General features: G+C 63.2%; 13 protein-coding genes. 5 read left to right on the top strand and 8 right to left on the bottom strand.

Annotation, left to right across the window (positions count from 1 at the left end; genetic code table 11):
* Positions 1-36 precede the first annotated feature (36 nt).
* Positions 37-1,197 (top strand): Xaa-Pro peptidase family protein, encoded by a 1,161-nt coding sequence (locus WKI89_RS00350; RefSeq protein ID WP_337867226.1) that lies wholly within the window; start codon positions 37-39, stop codon positions 1,195-1,197.
* On the opposite strand, the gene WKI89_RS00345 is transcribed toward WKI89_RS00350, so the two are convergent.
* From WKI89_RS00345 to WKI89_RS00325, 5 genes are all read right to left on the bottom strand, one after another.
* On the bottom strand, positions 1,186-2,151 hold the full coding sequence (locus WKI89_RS00345; RefSeq protein ID WP_337867225.1) for an NAD-dependent epimerase/dehydratase family protein: 966 nt from the start codon (positions 2,149-2,151) through the stop codon (positions 1,186-1,188). The genes WKI89_RS00350 and WKI89_RS00345 overlap by 12 nt on opposite strands.
* A gap of 38 nt (positions 2,152-2,189) precedes the next feature.
* Positions 2,190-4,430 (bottom strand): ATP-dependent Clp protease ATP-binding subunit ClpA, encoded by a 2,241-nt coding sequence (gene clpA / locus WKI89_RS00340; protein ID WP_337867224.1) that lies wholly within the window; start codon positions 4,428-4,430, stop codon positions 2,190-2,192.
* A 57-nt stretch (positions 4,431-4,487) separates the two neighbouring features.
* Positions 4,488-5,132, bottom strand: a complete 645-nt coding sequence (locus WKI89_RS00335; RefSeq protein WP_337867223.1) for a hypothetical protein — start codon at positions 5,130-5,132, stop codon at positions 4,488-4,490.
* 82 nt (positions 5,133-5,214) lie between these two features.
* Positions 5,215-5,511, bottom strand: coding sequence for an ATP-dependent Clp protease adapter ClpS (gene clpS, locus WKI89_RS00330; protein ID WP_337867222.1), 297 nt, complete (start codon positions 5,509-5,511; stop codon positions 5,215-5,217).
* 6 nt (positions 5,512-5,517) lie between these two features.
* A complete protein-coding gene (locus WKI89_RS00325) occupies positions 5,518-5,994 on the bottom strand; it encodes an RDD family protein (protein WP_337867221.1) in 477 nt (158 codons plus the stop codon).
* A 36-nt stretch (positions 5,995-6,030) separates the two neighbouring features.
* Between WKI89_RS00325 and WKI89_RS00320 the strand changes: the two genes are divergently transcribed.
* From WKI89_RS00320 to WKI89_RS00310, 3 genes are all read left to right on the top strand, one after another.
* A complete protein-coding gene (locus tag WKI89_RS00320) occupies positions 6,031-8,049 on the top strand; it encodes a thioredoxin domain-containing protein (RefSeq protein ID WP_337867220.1) in 2,019 nt (672 codons plus the stop codon).
* 158 nt (positions 8,050-8,207) lie between these two features.
* The gene (locus WKI89_RS00315; protein ID WP_337867219.1) at positions 8,208-8,972 is read left to right on the top strand and encodes a TIGR00282 family metallophosphoesterase; all 765 of its coding nucleotides are present in this window, start codon (positions 8,208-8,210) and stop codon (positions 8,970-8,972) included.
* A gap of 15 nt (positions 8,973-8,987) precedes the next feature.
* A complete protein-coding gene (locus tag WKI89_RS00310) occupies positions 8,988-10,577 on the top strand; it encodes a gamma-glutamyltransferase family protein (RefSeq protein ID WP_337867218.1) in 1,590 nt (529 codons plus the stop codon).
* 1 nt (position 10,578) lies between these two features.
* Here the strand turns inward: WKI89_RS00310 and WKI89_RS00305 are convergent, their stop codons facing one another.
* The gene (locus WKI89_RS00305) at positions 10,579-10,791 is read right to left on the bottom strand and encodes a dodecin (RefSeq protein ID WP_337867217.1); all 213 of its coding nucleotides are present in this window, start codon (positions 10,789-10,791) and stop codon (positions 10,579-10,581) included.
* Positions 10,792-10,890: 99 nt separating this feature from the next.
* Positions 10,891-11,886 carry an MBL fold metallo-hydrolase gene (locus WKI89_RS00300; protein ID WP_337867216.1) on the bottom strand — a complete coding sequence of 332 codons (996 nt, stop codon included), beginning with the start codon at positions 11,884-11,886 and terminating at the stop codon, positions 10,891-10,893.
* A 291-nt stretch (positions 11,887-12,177) separates the two neighbouring features.
* On the opposite strand from WKI89_RS00300, the gene WKI89_RS00295 reads away from it, so the two are divergent.
* The gene (locus WKI89_RS00295; RefSeq protein WP_337867215.1) at positions 12,178-13,827 is read left to right on the top strand and encodes a CTP synthase; all 1,650 of its coding nucleotides are present in this window, start codon (positions 12,178-12,180) and stop codon (positions 13,825-13,827) included.
* A 125-nt stretch (positions 13,828-13,952) separates the two neighbouring features.
* On the opposite strand, the gene WKI89_RS00290 is transcribed toward WKI89_RS00295, so the two are convergent.
* The gene (locus tag WKI89_RS00290) at positions 13,953-15,017 is read right to left on the bottom strand and encodes a DUF815 domain-containing protein (RefSeq protein WP_337867214.1); all 1,065 of its coding nucleotides are present in this window, start codon (positions 15,015-15,017) and stop codon (positions 13,953-13,955) included.
* Positions 15,018-15,278 lie beyond the last annotated feature (261 nt).

Genomic DNA, 15,278 nt, shown 5'->3' with positions numbered 1-15,278 from the left:
GTTGCGCCCGGTTCGCGGGCCGGATAGGCTAAAGCTGTGCCAAGCGACGCGCAAATTCACCGTGAAAAGCGGGCCCAGGCCCAGCGGTTGCTGGCTCCGGGAGATCTCTGGTTGATTGCCACGCGGGAGAACCTGGAGCAGCCCGAGCCAGCTCTATCGCTCATTAGCGATGCTCACCTAACCTGGGACGCCTTTTTCCTGCTGACCTGCGAGACCTGTGTGGCCATTGTTGGGCGCTTTGATGCGGCTAGCATACCTGCCGACTGGCGGGTTCTGAGCTACGACGAGGACTACGACGCCTTGCTGAAAAGCCAGGTCGAGGCCTTGCAACCCCGGCGCATACTGCTCAACTTTGCCCCGGACAACCCCCTATGTGATGGCCTGACCCACGGCATGTTTTTGAACCTGCAGCGGGCTTTGCCTGGGCTCGAGTTCACATCGGCCTCGAGCTTTCTTTCCAGCTTGCGCTCGGTCAAAACCCCCGCCGAGCAGGCCCGCATCCGGGCTGCGGTGGAGACAGCCGAGAATGATTTGCAGGCCATGACCGGCATCATTCGGGATGGAATCTCGGAAGCCGAGGTAGCGGCTTTTCTGCACGGGCGAATCCGAGAAGCCGGGCTGGAACCGGCCTGGGGCTGGTCGGGCTGCCCCAATGTGAGCTTTGCCCGGATGCCCGCCCACGCTGGCCCTACCGACAAACGGCTGGAACCGGGCATGCTGATTCACACCGACTACGGCGTGAAAAAAGACCGCTACTGCTCCGACCTGCAGCGCATCTACTACTGGCCCAGACCAGGGGAGGGGATTCCGCCCGAGTTGCAGCACGCTTTTCAAACGGTGTGGAATGCCATCGAGGCCGCCGCCCAGACCCTTCGCCCCGGTGCGCGGGGCTACCAGGTGGATGCGGCGGCCCGCAGCGTGATTGTGAACGCGGGCTACCCCGAGTACAAATACGCCACCGGACACGGGCTGGGCCGGGCCACCCACGACGGCGGAACCCTGCTGGGGCCACGCTGGCCGCGCTACGGCCAGACGCCCGAAGGCCTCGTGCAGGAGGGCGAGGTGTATACCCTGGAACTGGGGGTGATGGTGGAGGGTATAGGCTATGTGGGGCTCGAAGAGGATGTGGTGGTACGGGCTGAGGGGGTGAAGTGGCTCTCGAGGCGACAGAATGAAATATACGTGCTAGACCAGTAGTTGCAAGAGCTCGAACTCCCGTTCCCGGCTCATACCGGCCCGAAGGGATTCGCTGCGGGTTTTGTCCCAGGCCAGGGTATCTTGCACGGTTTGCTCGAGGGGGCGCATGCTGAAACCAGCAGCCTGGGCCCTGGCATTCTGAATTTGGCCGAGTCCGCGGCCCGGTGCAAAGGAAGGAATCCAGGCCGGCAGGTCGGCCCAGGGCGTAACCTGGTTGTCCAAAAGCCACTGCTCATCAGCCCAGACCGCCTCGGCAGGGTTGGCTGTGGCTTGCTGGCAGGCTTTCACCAGGTGGCCCCAGGTCACAGGCGTAGAGGCGGCATTGTAGGCTCCGCTCAGGCCTTTCTCTAGGCCCAGAATCACAAACTGCCCCAGGTCGCGGGCGTCCACAAACTGCAAGGTATTTTCTGGCTTGCCCGGCACCAGCACCCGGCCTCCCCCGGCAAAACGGCGCGGCCAGTAGGTGAAGCGGTCGGTGGGGTCGCGGGGCCCGACCACCAGGTGGGGGCGCACCACCAGGCTGCGCTCGCCAAAGGCCCGCTCGACCTCGAGCTCGCACAGCACCTTGAGGCCCCCGTAGGTTTCGGGGGTCACCTCTTCCACCGTGGGGTCGGCCAGGGTTTGCAAGGGTGCGTTTTCGTCCAGCGGCGCAGCCGACTCCCGATACACCGAGACCGTGGAGATAAAGGCGTATCGGCCCACCTGGCCTTGGAGCACCCCCACCGCCTCCCGCACCTCCCGCGGCAGGTAGCCGTTGACATCCACCACGGCGTCCCAGGTACGGCCCTCGAGCGCCCCCAGGTCACCTTTTTTGCGATCCCCCACCAGCGACTCGGTGCCGGGGAGGGGGTTGGTGCCACGGGTAAAGGTGCTCACCTGGTGGCCGCGCTGCAAAGCCGCTTCGGCAATGTGCCGGCCCACGAAGCGGGTTCCCCCCAAAAGCAGGATGTTCATGGGCCGAGCATACCCTATGGGCCGTTGGTTCTTCGTGCTTAGGCCGGATGGGCCTTTAGCGCGATCTCCTCACCCTGGCGCACAATCTGCAAACGCCCCCCCTGCTTGAGGGGGCCAAAGAGCAGCAGGTCGGCCAGGGGTTTCTTGATTTTTTCCTGGATCAGCCGGGCCAGCGGGCGGGCCCCCATCAGGCGGTCGTAGCCGTGCTCGGCCAGCCAGGCGGTGGCCTCGGGCTGTACCTCGAGCACCACCTTGCGCTCCTTGAGTTGGGCCTCGAGCTGCCCCAGGAACTTGCCCACAATCTGCTGCATGATGGCCGGGGAGAGCGGGTCGAAGTGCACGATGGCGTCCAGGCGGTTGCGGAACTCCGGGGTGAACATGCGCTTGAGGGCCTCTTCGCTGGCCTCGGTGCGGGTGCCCCCCAGGAAGCCCACCCGCAGCTCGCTGGCCTCGGCGGCCCCGGCGTTGGTGGTCATGATCAGGATGGTGCTGCGGAAGTCCACGGTCTTGCCGTTGTGGTCGGTGAGCCGGCCATAGTCCATCACCTGCAACAAAATGGCGTAGAGGTCGGGGTGGGCCTTCTCGATCTCGTCCAGCAAGAGCACGCAGTGGGGGTTTTGCAGCACCGCGTCGGTCAGAAGGCCGCCCTGGTCAAAGCCCACATAACCCGGCGGGGCACCGATCAGCCTCGAGACCGAGTGCTTCTCCATGTACTCCGACATGTCGAAGCGCAGCAGCGGCACCCCCAGCGAGGCCGCAAGCTGGCGGGCCAGCTCGGTTTTGCCTACTCCAGTGGGGCCAGCGAACAGGTATGAACCGATGGGTTTCTGCGGGTCGCGTAGGCCGGCGCGCGCGAGCTTGATGGCGCTGGCGACCTCCTCCACCGCCCTGTCCTGCCCGAACACCGCGCGTTTTAGCTCCTGCTCGAGGTTGGCCAGCACGGTCTCGTCGTCGCGGCTCAGGTTCTTGGCCGGAATGCGGGCAATGCGGGCCACGGTGGCCTCGACCTCGGCCACCCCGATGCGGTTTTTGCGCCTGCCCGGCGGCAGCAGGGCCTGGGCGGCCCCGGCCTCGTCCAGCACATCCAGCGCCGAGTCGGGCAGGCGGCGCTCGGAGAGGTGGCGGGCCGCCAGCTCCACCGCCCGCTCGAGGGCCGCTTTGGTGTAGGTGAGCTGGTGGTGGGCCTCCAGGCGTGGCTTGAGCCCCTCCAGGATCCTCACCGCGTCGGCGTGGGAGGGCTCGCCGATGTCAATCTTCTGGAAGCGCCGGGCGATGGCCCGGTCTTTCTCGAAGTGCTTGTACTCGGCAAAGGTGGTGGCCCCGATGCACCTGAGTTTGCCGGTGAGGGCCGGCTTGAGCAGGTTGCTGGCATCCACCGTAGAGCCGGTGGTGGAGCCAGCCCCCACGATGGTGTGAATCTCGTCTATGAACAGGATGGCGTTGGGATGGGCCTCGAGGGCCTTCATCACCGCCTTGACCCGCTCCTCGAAGTCGCCCCGGTAGCGGGTGCCGGCCAGCAGGCTGCCCATGTCCAGCGCGAAGACCTCGGCCCCCACCAGCCGGCTGGGCAGGGGAAGCGCTGCGGTCGGGGCCACGATGCGCTGGGCCAGCCCCTCCACCAGCGCGGTCTTGCCCACCCCCGGGTCGCCCACCAGCAGGGGGTTGTTCTTTTGCCGACGGGAAAGGACGGTCAGGATGCGCTCGAGCTCCTTCTCCCGCCCAATCAGCGGGTCGAGCTCGCCCTTGCGGGCCCGTTCGGTCAGGTTGGTGCAGTAGGCCTCGAGGGGGTTCTGGGCCATGCCCGCGCCCTCCTCGCCCACCTGCACGGGCTCGATGTTGGACGACGCCCCCCGCGGCAGGGCCCCCCTCGAGAGGGCCGAGGTCAGGTCGAGCCGGGTCACGCCGAGCTGCTCCAGCAGGGCATAGGCCGCCGACTGCCGCTCGTCCATGATGGCCACCAGCACGTTGGCCCCGTTGGCCTGGTCGCGCCCGGCGGAGCGCATCTGCAACACCGCCCGCTGGATCACCCGCTGAAAGGCCGTGGTGGGCTCGGGTTCGCTGCCCGGAATGCGCTCAAACTGGCGCAGCGACTCCTCGAGCAAAGCCCGCAGGTGCTCGAGGTTGACCTTGCAGGACTGCAAGGCCCGGCTGGCGTCGGGGTCGTCGAGCAGGGCCAGCAGCAGGTGCTCGAGGCCGGCGTACTCGTGCCCGCGCTCGAGGGCCATCTCCAGCGCGCGGCGAATCGAACGTTCAAGGGTGGGGGTCAGAGGGGTCTCCATACCTGCTGGCTCGAGTCTAGCAGGCCGGTGGGCGCAGATTGTTCCAAAAGTCGCCCGCTAGCTTCCGGCGTGGCAACTGCATTCAGCGCCATTGGCCTTGGCAAAGGCTTCGCGGCCTTCGGTAAAGGACAGGTAGGCCAGGCCCAAAGCCCCCAGGCTATCCACAAACCAGATGCCGCTCAGGGAGTAAATCAGGCTCGACAAAAGCAGCAGGCCCGACATATACATGCAGACCCGCGCACACTGGGCATCGGCCAGGATGGCCTCCGAGCCCAGCGCCACACCCGCCTGGGTTTTATAGTGAATCAGCGCCCACATCAGCGAGATCGAGATGACCGCAATCACCACGCCCGCCAGGATGGTCTCGGGCTTGTGCTGGGTGCTTAGGTTGTAGAGGGCCATGGCCGAAAGAATCGCGGTCAGCCCGTAAAAACCGGTTCCGGTAATCTGTAAGGCAGTTTTCTCGAAGCGACCCTTGGGCGCCCCCGGGTGCCGCCAGATGCGCAGCACCATGGCCAGAATGCCCAGGCCCGAGATCATCTCGATGAAGCTATCCAGGCCAAAGCCAAAAAGGGTCAGCGACTCGTCGGCGGCGCCAAACCAGACCGAGACCAGGCCCTCGAGCAGGTTGTAGACAACGGTCAGAATCGCCAGAGCAAAAGCCAGCCTGTACCAACGTTGGTTGGAAGGTGCAAGGTGCATGACCCAACTCTACCCCCAGCGCCAGCGCTCTTTTGTACGTTTGGCACCTTGGATATTGCAATTCCGGCATCAAAAACCGGCTCTACTCGGGTTCCATGGTGCACTGCAGCGGATGGCCCTCGGCGCTGGCCGCCGCCATGACCTGATTGACCTTGGTCTCTGCAATTTCAAAGGGGTACACCCCAGCCACCCCCACCCCCGCGTGGTGCACCTGCAGCATGATGCGGGTGGCCTCGAGTTCGCTCTTCTTGAAGTACCGCATCAACACCTCCACCACAAAGTCCATGGGGGTGTAGTCGTCGTTGAGCAGCAACACCTTGTACCGCGGCGGGGTGCGGGCAGCGGTCTGACTGCGGGTCTTGGTAGCGGTGTCGCTCACAGTTTTTTAGTCTAGCAAACTGCCGCCCTGCCGCGCTCGGAGCGTCACTACAAAAGTTTCCGCCATCATGTCGTGCAGGGCCTGGTGGTCTCGATCCCATAGCACCAGCAGCAGGCCAAGGTTCAGCACCATGACGTTCAGCCAGCGCCCCAGACTCTCCCGTACAAAGGCCTGCCCCAAGCTGGGGGGCTGCCCGGCCTGGTTCACCACCCGGAGCCCCATCAGCTCCTTGCCCAGGGTCTGACCCTTGCGGGCCAGCGGCAAAACTGCATAGATAAACCAAGCCAGCGGGGAGAACAGGCCAAATAGAATCAGGCCCTCGGTTGAAAAGTGGTGGCCTGGGTGGGTGGGCGGAAACAGCGCGGTTACCGCCCGCACAATGCCAAACTGCAAGCCGGCCAGCACGCCCAGGTCAATCAAACCAGCCAGCAAACGGCGGGCCAGGTAACGCACGGTCGCGCGGGTAGGCTTGCGTCTCACCACACTTTTACTCTAACGCCCAGTGGCTAGGCTGGGGGTGTGCCAAACCGACTTGCTGAGGAGAGCAGCCCCTATCTTTTGCAGCACGCCCATAACCCGGTGGACTGGTACCCCTGGGGCGAGGAAGCCTTCGCCAAAGCCAGGGCCGAAAACAAGCCCATTTTTTTGTCGGTGGGGTACGCCACCTGCCACTGGTGTCACGTGATGGAACGAGAAAGCTTTGAAGACCTCGAGGTGGCTCAATTTCTGAATGCCCATTTCGTGCCCATCAAGGTAGACCGTGAAGAACGGCCCGACGTGGATCAGGTCTACATGTCGGCCCTGCAGGCCATGACCGGCTCGGGTGGCTGGCCCATGAATATGTTCTTGATGCCCGACCTGCGCCCCTTTTTTGGTGGAACCTACTGGCCACCGGAAGACCGGCAGGGCTTCCCCAGCTTCCGGCGGGTGCTGGCCGGCGTATACAACGCCTGGCTGCACCAGCAAAAAGAGGTTTTGGAGAACGCCGAGCAGCTCACCACGTACCTGCAAGACCAGCTCAAACCAAGGGCAGGGGTCTTGCCAGAGGAACTGCACACTGCTGCCCTGGCCGGGTTGTCTAGGGCCTTCGACCAGGCCTACGGCGGCTTTGGGGGTGCGCCCAAATTTCCCCAATCACCGGGCCTGTTGTATTTGCTCTCCCACGCCTGGTTGGGCGACGAAACCGCCTGGAAGCACCTGCAGCTTACGCTGGACCGGATGGCCGAAGGTGGCATCTACGATCAGGTAGGGGGTGGCTTCCACCGCTACGCCGTGGACGGCATCTGGCGGGTGCCGCACTTCGAGAAGATGCTGTACGACAACGCCCAGTTGGCTCGGCTCTACGCCGCCGCTAGCCGGATGCCCCAGGCCCCCCTCGAGCAAGCCCGGCGCTACCAGCGGATTGCCCAGGAAACCCTGGATTACGTGCTGCGCGAGCTGACCGGGCCAGAAGGCGGGTTTTGGTCAGCTCAGGATGCCGACTCGGAGGGGGTGGAGGGGCAATTCTATGTCTGGCAGGCCGAGGAATTCCGTCGGATTCTGGGCGCAGAAGCCGAGGCCGCCATGCTCTTATTTGGAGTCTCGGAGGCCGGGAACTGGGAGCACACCAACGTGCTCGAGCGGCGCATTCCCGATGCGGCTCTGATGCAACACCTGGGCCTGGGGCCCGAAGCCTTCGAGCACTGGGTACAAAGCGTGCGCCACCGTCTGTACGCTGCGCGGCAACAACGCACCCCACCCCTCACCGACGACAAAGTGTTGGCCGACTGGAACGGCCTGATGCTGCGGGCCATGGCCGATGTGGGGCGCTGGCTGGAGCAGCCCCAGTATATCGAGGTCGCCCGCAAAAATGCGTCGTTCGTGATGCAGGAGATGTACCAAGACGGCCTGCTGCGGCATAGCTGGCGCCAAGGCCTGCTCAAGCCCCAGGCCTACCTGAGCGACCAGGCCAACTATGGGCTGGGTCTGCTGGCACTGTATGAGGCCACCGGGGAGCTGGGGTGGCTCGAGGGTGCCCGGCAACTAGCCGAAGCCATCATGACCCACTTCAAAGAGCCCACGGGCGCCTTCCGTGACTCGCTGGACCAGACCCTGCCAGTGGTGGCCCGCGATGCCTACGATGGGCCCTACCCTTCGGGAAATGCGGCAGCAACCGAGCTGCTGTTTCGGCTGGCAGCGCTTTACGAACGCCCAGAATGGCATCAGGCTGCGCTGGCAGCGGTGGAATCCAACGCCCAGCGCCTGCTACACAACGCCTTTGGCTTTCCGGCCTTGCTCCAGGCCCACCTGGTGGGTACCCGCGGCAGCGAGCTGGCCCTGGTAGCGCCAACAGAGATGATCCACCCCATTCGCCAGTGGTTTTTGCCCCTCACCACCCTGGCCTATGGCCCGCCCGATTCGCTCCCGGTTCTGCAAAACCGAGAGCCCGGTCTGGCGTACCTGTGCCAGCACGGGGCCTGCCGTCTTCCCGCGGACAGCCCGGAAAAGCTTGGGGGGGAGCTCGAGGCCATCTACCTAGGCCTTGCAACCCAAAGCTAGGTGCCCTGCTGCTGATATTCAGGGAAGCGCAAATAGGTGCTCGAACAGGAAAACACCTTTTACTACAACAGGCCAAGGGGCGAAGCTTCCCGTGGGGTAAGTTAGAGCCTGCGGTCTTTTGCACCCCGTCATTCTGGCAGCCGCGATAAGCTGGGCCTATGCGTGTTTTGTTTGTCGGCGATGTCTTTGGAGAGCCGGGCTTGCGGGCCGTGGCGATGCACCTTCCCGACCTACGCTCCCACTACGATCTGGTCATCGTCAATGGCGAGAATGCCCACCACGGTAAAGGCCTGTCCAAGCCCGCCTACCGCAAGCTGCGCGAAGCCGGCGCCGACCTGATCACCCTGGGCAACCACGCCTGGGACCACAAAGACATCTACCAACTCATCGAAACCGAGCCGATCATCCGCGCCCTCAACTACCCCCCCGGCACCCCCGGAAAAGGCCACTGGGTGCTCGAGGCCAAAGGTGAAAAACTCCTGGTGATGCAGGTGATGGGGCAGGTGGATATGGGTCTAAACCTCTACGACCCCTTCCGTACCAGCGAGGCCGTGCTGGCCGAAGTCGAACACGATTACGCGCTGCTCGAAGTGCACGCCGAGGCCACCAGCGAAAAATACGCCCTGGGCCACTACCTGGGCGGCAAAATCTCGGCCCTGCTGGGCACCCATACCCACGTCCAGACCGCCGATGCTGGCTTTCTGGCCAACGGCACCGCCATCCAGGCCGACGTGGGCATGACCGGCCCCATTCACTCCATTATCGGGGGTGAGGTCGAGAGCTTCCTAGGACGTTTCATCACCCAGCGGCCCACCCCCTTCAAGGCTGCCCCGGGCCGGGCCATGCTCTGCGCGACCGAGCTGGTTTTGGAAGGGGGCCGGTGTACCGCAATCCGGCCTATGCGCTGGGATGAACCGGTGTAGCGTATATTGGCGTCTGTGAACCTCAACCAGTATCCCTATCCTTCCCGCCGAAATGTGGTGACCGGTAAGCGGGGCGCGGTGGCCACCAGCCAGCCCCAGGCCGCCCTGGCCGGCATGGAGATGCTCCTGGCCGGGGGCAACGCGGTGGACGCGGCCATAGCCATGGCTATTGCCCTGACCGTGCTCGAGCCCACCTCCAACGGCATCGGCTCCGATGCCTTCGCCCTGGTACACGACGGACAGAAACTGCACGGCCTGAGTGCCAACGGCCTGAGCCCAGCCGGTCTGGACTTTGCAACCTTTGCCGCAGGCGGAGAGGTGCCCACCCGCGGCTGGCTACCGGTCACGGTGCCGGGGGCGCCCGATGCCTGGCGCACCCTGCACCAAAAGTTTGGCAAGCTGCCCTTCGAGCGGCTTTTCGAGCCGGCCATCCGCTACGCCGAGGGGGGTTTTGCCGTAACCCCCGAGACCGGGCGTAACTGGCGGCGCATCGAGGCGGTGTACGGCCCCCTGCAGGATGCCTGTTTTCAGCCCTTCAAGGGGGTCTTCATGCCCAGCGGTAGAGCCCCCCGGCCCGGCGAGATCTGGCGCAGCCCCCGGCATGCCGAGACCCTGCGGGAGCTGGCTCGTACCCACAGCGAGAGTTTTTACCGCGGTAAACTGGCCGACCGGATCGCCGATTTTGCCGCAGCCACCGGGGGTTACCTGACCCGCGCCGACCTGGCCGCCTACCGCTCGGAGTGGGTGGAGCCCCTCTCGGTGAAGTACCGAGGGCTAGAAGTTCACCAGATACCCCCTCCAGGGCAGGGCATCGCGGCCCTAATGGCGCTGAAAATCCTCGAGGGCCTCGAGGTAAGCCGCTACCCGCGCGACTCGGTGGAGAGCTTTCACCTGCAGCTCGAGGCCATCAAACTGGCTTTCGCCGACGTGCAAAAGCACGTGGGCGACCCCCGCTCCATGACCGTCTCGGCCGCCGACCTGCTAAACCCGGATTACCTGGCCCAGCGCCGGAGTCTGATAGGCGAGCAGGCCCGACCGGTGCAGGCCGGTGCGCCTAAAGGAGGCACCGTCTACCTGTGCGCCGCCGACGGCGAGCTACAGGTCTCCTTTATCCAGTCCAACTACATGGGCTTCGGGGCCGGCATAGTGGTGGACGGCACCGGTATCTCGCTGCAAAACCGGGGGGCGGGCTTTGTGCTGGAGGAAGGCCACGTCAACCAGTACGCCCCGGCCAAGAAACCCTTCCACACCATCATCCCCGGCTTCCTCACCCACGGGGGCAAGCCCCTGGGGCCCTTTGGGGTGATGGGCGGGCATATGCAGCCCCAGGGGCACTTGCAGGTGGTGGTGAACCTGGAAGACTACCACATGAACCCCCAGGCCGCCCTGGACGCCCCCCGCTGGCAGTGGACGCAGGGCCTGCGGGTGGAGCTCGAGCCCACCGTGCCCCTGCACGTGGTGCAGGGCCTCAAGGAGCGCGGCCACGAGGTGGTGCTGCAAAGCGAGTGGGCCTCGTTTGGCCGGGGCCAGATGATTCTGAAACCCGCCGGAGCCTTCCTGGCCGCTACCGAGCCCCGTGCCGATGGCATGGCCCTAGCCTGGTGAGCTATTCTCCCTCGTCGAGCCGGAAGCCAACCAGGAGCGTGACCTGGTAGGTGTTCACATAGCCGTCGGTCAGGCTGCCGCGAATCTCCTTGACCTCGAACCAGTCCAGGTTGCGCAGGGTCTGGCGGGCTCGAGCCAGCGCTACTTTGATAGCGTCCTCGAGGCTCTCTGAACTGCTACCCACCAGCTCCACCTTCTTGTAGACCTTGCTCATAGCCGACCTCCTTGTCGTACGGGTAGACGGATAAAGGGCGTACTGCCATGATAACCCGTTTAGGCGAACGGCTTCCTTTTTGGCGCGTCGGGTGACGCTTTAGCAGCGGCTATAGTGCACGATTCCGTCGAGCTCGAGCCGCTTCACCAGCCCCTCGGCCACCAGGTACTCTAGGTGCGCCAGGGTTTCCGACCAGGCGAAGCGCCGCTGGGCCAGGTTGAGGTCACCGGGGAACAGCCCCAGCGATAGCTGCCAGCAGGTCTGGGGCGTACTGTCCATAAGGCCAAGCAAGAACCCCAGCCGCTCCCGGTGGTGGGCTTTGAGTTCGGCCACCCGCCCGACGATGTCCCGGATGGGCCGGTAGTGCCCCGGCAGGGCCAGCGAAGCCCCCAGGGCGGCGGTTTTCTCCAGCGACTCGAAGTAGTGCCGCAAGGGATTGGGGTACGAATAGGCCCAGAGCCCGATGTTGGGCGAGATGCGCTCCAGGATCTGGTCTCCGGCCAGCAACACCCCATCCGACTCCCGCAGCAACATAGCGTGGCCGTCGGCGTGGCCCGGCGTCCAGACCGCCCGAAAAGCCATGCCAGCTAGGGATAAGCTCTGGCCATCGCCGAAGGTCTGAAGGTGCTGGGCCGGATGCACCCGGCTGCGGGTTTTGGTCATCTCCTTGCCCAGGTCGCTCAGGTAGGCCTCGCTCACCCCGTGCCGCTGGAACAACTCCTGCCCGATGCGGGTCATCTCCTCGGGCTCGGTCCAGAAGATGTGCCCTCGAGCTTTTTCTACGTCCAGCATCCAGACCGCAGGCCCCTGGGCCTCGATTAGTCTGGCCAGGCCATAGTGGTCGGGGTGGTGGTGGGTCACCACCAGATGCTCGAGGTCGCCAAAGCCCAGGCCGTGCTCCTGCAGGGCGGCCTCGAGGCTGCTTCTAGCCTCTGGCGTATCTAGCGCGCAGTCTACCAGCACCGGGCTATCGGTGGTGCCTGGGCCGGGTAGCAAGAGATAGCAGTTGACAAACTTGAAGGGATAGGGGATCGGTACCGCAATGGCATAGATCCCTGGTGCAACTTTGGAAGATAAGCGAGTAGCCCCAGCCATAAAGAGATTGTACCAAGTCAAACTTTTGTGTAATGGTGGTGAAAGCGGCTCATTGTCGAAGCAGCAGACTATGAGCAAGGCTGGTCAAGCATCAAGCGTCACATGCAAGCGAAGCTGGTATGCTTCCAGATTTCTGGTTTATTGTGCTCGTTGCTGGACACAAAGAGGGTAAGTCATGGTACGATCAAATCCCGTGATAGTTGAGCCGCTCTCCGGCTTCGGTTGAGCGTTTGAAAGAGTGAGTTTTTTGGCGTTGGATATGCCTTATTCGGCGCAGTGTGGGGGTTTTGTATGAAGTACATTTTTGTCACGGGCGGTGTGGTGAGTAGTCTGGGCAAGGGCATCCTCACGTCCAGCCTGGGGGCCATTTTGCGGGGGCGGGGCTACCGCGTAACCGCCATCAAGATTGACCCTTACGTCAACGTGGACGCGGGAACCATGCGCCCCTACGAACACGGGGAAGTTTTTGTCACCAGCGACGGGGCCGAGACCGACCTAGATATTGGCCACTACGAGCGTTTTCTCGACATTGACCTGTCGCGGGCCAACAACATCACCACCGGCCAGGTGTATCTGTCGGTGATTCAGAAAGAACGGCGTGGGGAGTATCTTTCCCAGACCGTGCAGGTCATTCCCCACATCACCGACGAGATCAAAGACCGCATCCGCCGCACCGCCCAGGAGCAAAACGCCGAGATTGTGGTGGTAGAGGTGGGGGGTACGGTGGGCGATATCGAAAGCTTGCCTTTTTTAGAAGCGATCCGCCAGTTTCAGTTCGACGAAGACGATCAGGACATCATGTATCTGCACCTGACGTTGGTGCCTTATCTGGCCACCTCTGAGGAGTTCAAAACCAAACCCACCCAGCACTCGGTCTCCACCTTACGCGGGGTAGGTATCCAGCCCGATGTGCTGGTGCTGCGCTCGGAGAAGATGGTGCCGGAGGATGTGCGCAAAAAGGTGGCCCTGTTCACCAACGTGCACGCGGGCGAGGTGTTTAGCAGCCCTACCGTGCAGTACCTTTACGAGATGCCTTTGGTGCTGGAGGAGCAGGGCCTGGGGCGGGTGGTGGAGAAAAAGCTGGGCCTCGAGCCCATCCAGCCCAACCTGAGCTTCTGGCAGAACGCCGTGCGCAAGCTCAAGCAGCCCAAAGACGAGGTGACGGTGGCCTTCGTGGGCAAGTACGTGAAGATGCCCGACGCCTACCTGAGTATCCTGGAGGGCTTCCGCCATGCTGGCATCGCCCACGACGCGCGGGTTAATGTCAAGTGGGTCAACGCCGAGGAGATTACCGACCTGGCCAAGGCCGCCGAGCTGCTGGGCCATGTGGACGGGGTGCTGGTGGGGCCCGGCTTTGGCATCCGGGGCGTGGAGGGCAAAATCCTGGCGGCCCGCTATGCCCGCGAGCACCGGCTGCCCTACTTTGGCATCTGCCTAGGGTTGCAGATCGCGGTGATCGAGTATGCCCGGAATGTGCTGGGCCTCGAGGGGGCCAACAGCACCGAGTTTGACCCCTACACCCCCCACCCGGTGATTGACCTGATGCCCGAGCAGCTCGAGGTCGAAGGGTTGGGCGGTACCATGCGGCTGGGTAACTGGCCCATGCGCATTCACCCCGAGACCTTCCTCTACAAGCTTTATGGTAAGGAACTGGTTCACGAGCGGCATCGCCACCGCTACGAGGTAAATCCCGAGTATGTGCAGCGGCTGATGGAGGGTGGCCTGACGGTCTCGGCGGTCACACCCGGCGTACAGGGACGGGGGGAAGGGCTGGTGGAGGCCATCGAGCTGGCTGACCACCCCTTCTTCATCGGGCTGCAAGCCCACCCCGAGCTCTCTAGCCGCCCCATGCGGGTCTCACCGCCCTTCAACGGGTTTATTGGTGCAGCACTCGAGCGCAAGCGCCAAGCCCTGTTCCAGTCCATTGAAAGCTCTTCCTGATGGTGGAACCCCACCTCGTAAAGATACTTGAACAGAGATTGCTCTTTTCGCAGGCCTGAGCCCTTGGGTCTGCCCAGGCTCGAGGCCCAAAGCTGCCGTAAATCTTTCAATATCGGCTATCAGGGTTATTGCTGATCCGCAAAATGCCGTGCGGTGCGACCCGAGAAACCCCTGCCATCCAGAGCGAATTGCAGGGCGGCCTTTCGGGTAGCTTCGTCAAGTTCCCGTCCCAAGATGTGGGCCACGGCTTCCAGGTAGAGCTGCTGGTCAAACGGGGGAAAGGTCAGCACCAGCCCGAAGCGATCGGCCAGCGCCAGCTTGTCCTGCAAGGTGTCCCAAGAAGCGGGGTCGCTCGCACCCGGTTCGGGCCGATCTGACCAGTGCTGGGCGACCAGGTTGCGCCGGTTGGAGGTGGCGACGGTCAGTACATTTACAGGCCGTGCGTAGACTGCACCCTCCAGCAAAGCCTTGAGCTTGTGGAACCGTTCGTCATCGCTGGCAAAGGCCAGATCGTCCATGTAGAGCACAAACCGGAAGGGCAAGGGAGCCAGCAGTTCCAGAAGCGCCGGTAGTTGTTCCAACCCGTCCGAAAGCACTTCTACCAGCCTTAGGCCTTGGTCGGCATAGTGGGTGCGCAGGGCCTTGACCGAGGTGGATTTGCCGGAACCCCGGGCTCCATACAAAAGCATTGGAACCGCAGGTTTTCCAGCCAAAAAACGCTCCACATTGGCGCGCAGGGTCTGGATTTGCCGGGCATAGCCCACTAGGTCGTCAAAGCGGGCGGGGTCGGGCTTCTCGATGGCTTGCATCCGGTCGCTGTATATGAAGGCGGTGTGGTGAGCGTAGATCCCATAGCCGTAGGTCTGGTACAGGTTTTGCAAGCTGGCAGGGGATCCCTCTAAAAGTACCCTTTGAGCAGCGCTTTCGGCCGCGCTGGGAGCACGATTGCCAAAGTCCGAAAAGGGGTACTGCTTTCTGAGGCGCTCCAACTCCCGCCGCAAGTGTCCCAACTCCTGGCTGATCCAATCGGCCATTCCAGGGCTCAAGCGCTCGCTCAGCAGGCGCCGGGCCAGGGTTTCGTCCGCTAGAATTCGCTGGCTAAGCAACCAAGCCCAGGGCTCTCCCGCAGGCAGTTTGGTGTGAAAAAGTTCGGCCAGAGGGGTGTCGTAGAGCGAAGGAAATAGCTGCATTGTAGGCTATTTTATCGTGACGCTACTGGGCGAAGTGGAACGGGGTATTTGCTGCAACAAGGGCGTGCCTGTCTGCCAGGTCTTAAGTTACGCCAGGGTAGATTGGCAAAACCAGCGGAATCGGCAAGGCGTACCTGACGCAATTCCCCACTGGTCTTTGGGGATCGGTTCTCGCATTTCAACTATGGAGACAATTATCCAGACAGATATACCTTGGAACCATTCCAAATGCTGAGTACATTTTTTCGATTTGGATTCGGC

Origin of the sequence: Meiothermus sp. (genome assembly GCF_037443965.1) — a bacterium.
In the GTDB taxonomy this organism is placed as follows: Bacteria; Deinococcota; Deinococci; order Deinococcales; family Thermaceae; genus Meiothermus.
Note: the sequence above shows the minus strand (reverse complement) of the source record. Positions and strands in the feature narration are given on the sequence as shown.

Bases quoted from the DNA above. Each gene is read 5' to 3' on its own strand.
- WKI89_RS00345 (WP_337867225.1), bottom strand. From the start codon at position 2,151: ATGAACATCCTGCTTTTGGGGGGAACCCGCTTCGTGGGCCGGCACATT.
- clpA (WP_337867224.1), bottom strand. From the start codon at position 4,430: ATGGAGACCCCTCTGACCCCCACCCTTGAACGTTCGATTCGCCGCGCG.
- WKI89_RS00335 (WP_337867223.1), bottom strand. From the start codon at position 5,132: ATGCACCTTGCACCTTCCAACCAACGTTGGTACAGGCTGGCTTTTGCT.
- WKI89_RS00315 (WP_337867219.1), top strand. From the start codon at position 8,208: ATGCGTGTTTTGTTTGTCGGCGATGTCTTTGGAGAGCCGGGCTTGCGG.
- WKI89_RS00305 (WP_337867217.1), bottom strand. From the start codon at position 10,791: ATGAGCAAGGTCTACAAGAAGGTGGAGCTGGTGGGTAGCAGTTCAGAG.
- WKI89_RS00300 (WP_337867216.1), bottom strand. From the start codon at position 11,886: ATGGCTGGGGCTACTCGCTTATCTTCCAAAGTTGCACCAGGGATCTAT.
- WKI89_RS00295 (WP_337867215.1), top strand. From the start codon at position 12,178: ATGAAGTACATTTTTGTCACGGGCGGTGTGGTGAGTAGTCTGGGCAAG.
- WKI89_RS00290 (WP_337867214.1), bottom strand. From the start codon at position 15,017: ATGCAGCTATTTCCTTCGCTCTACGACACCCCTCTGGCCGAACTTTTT.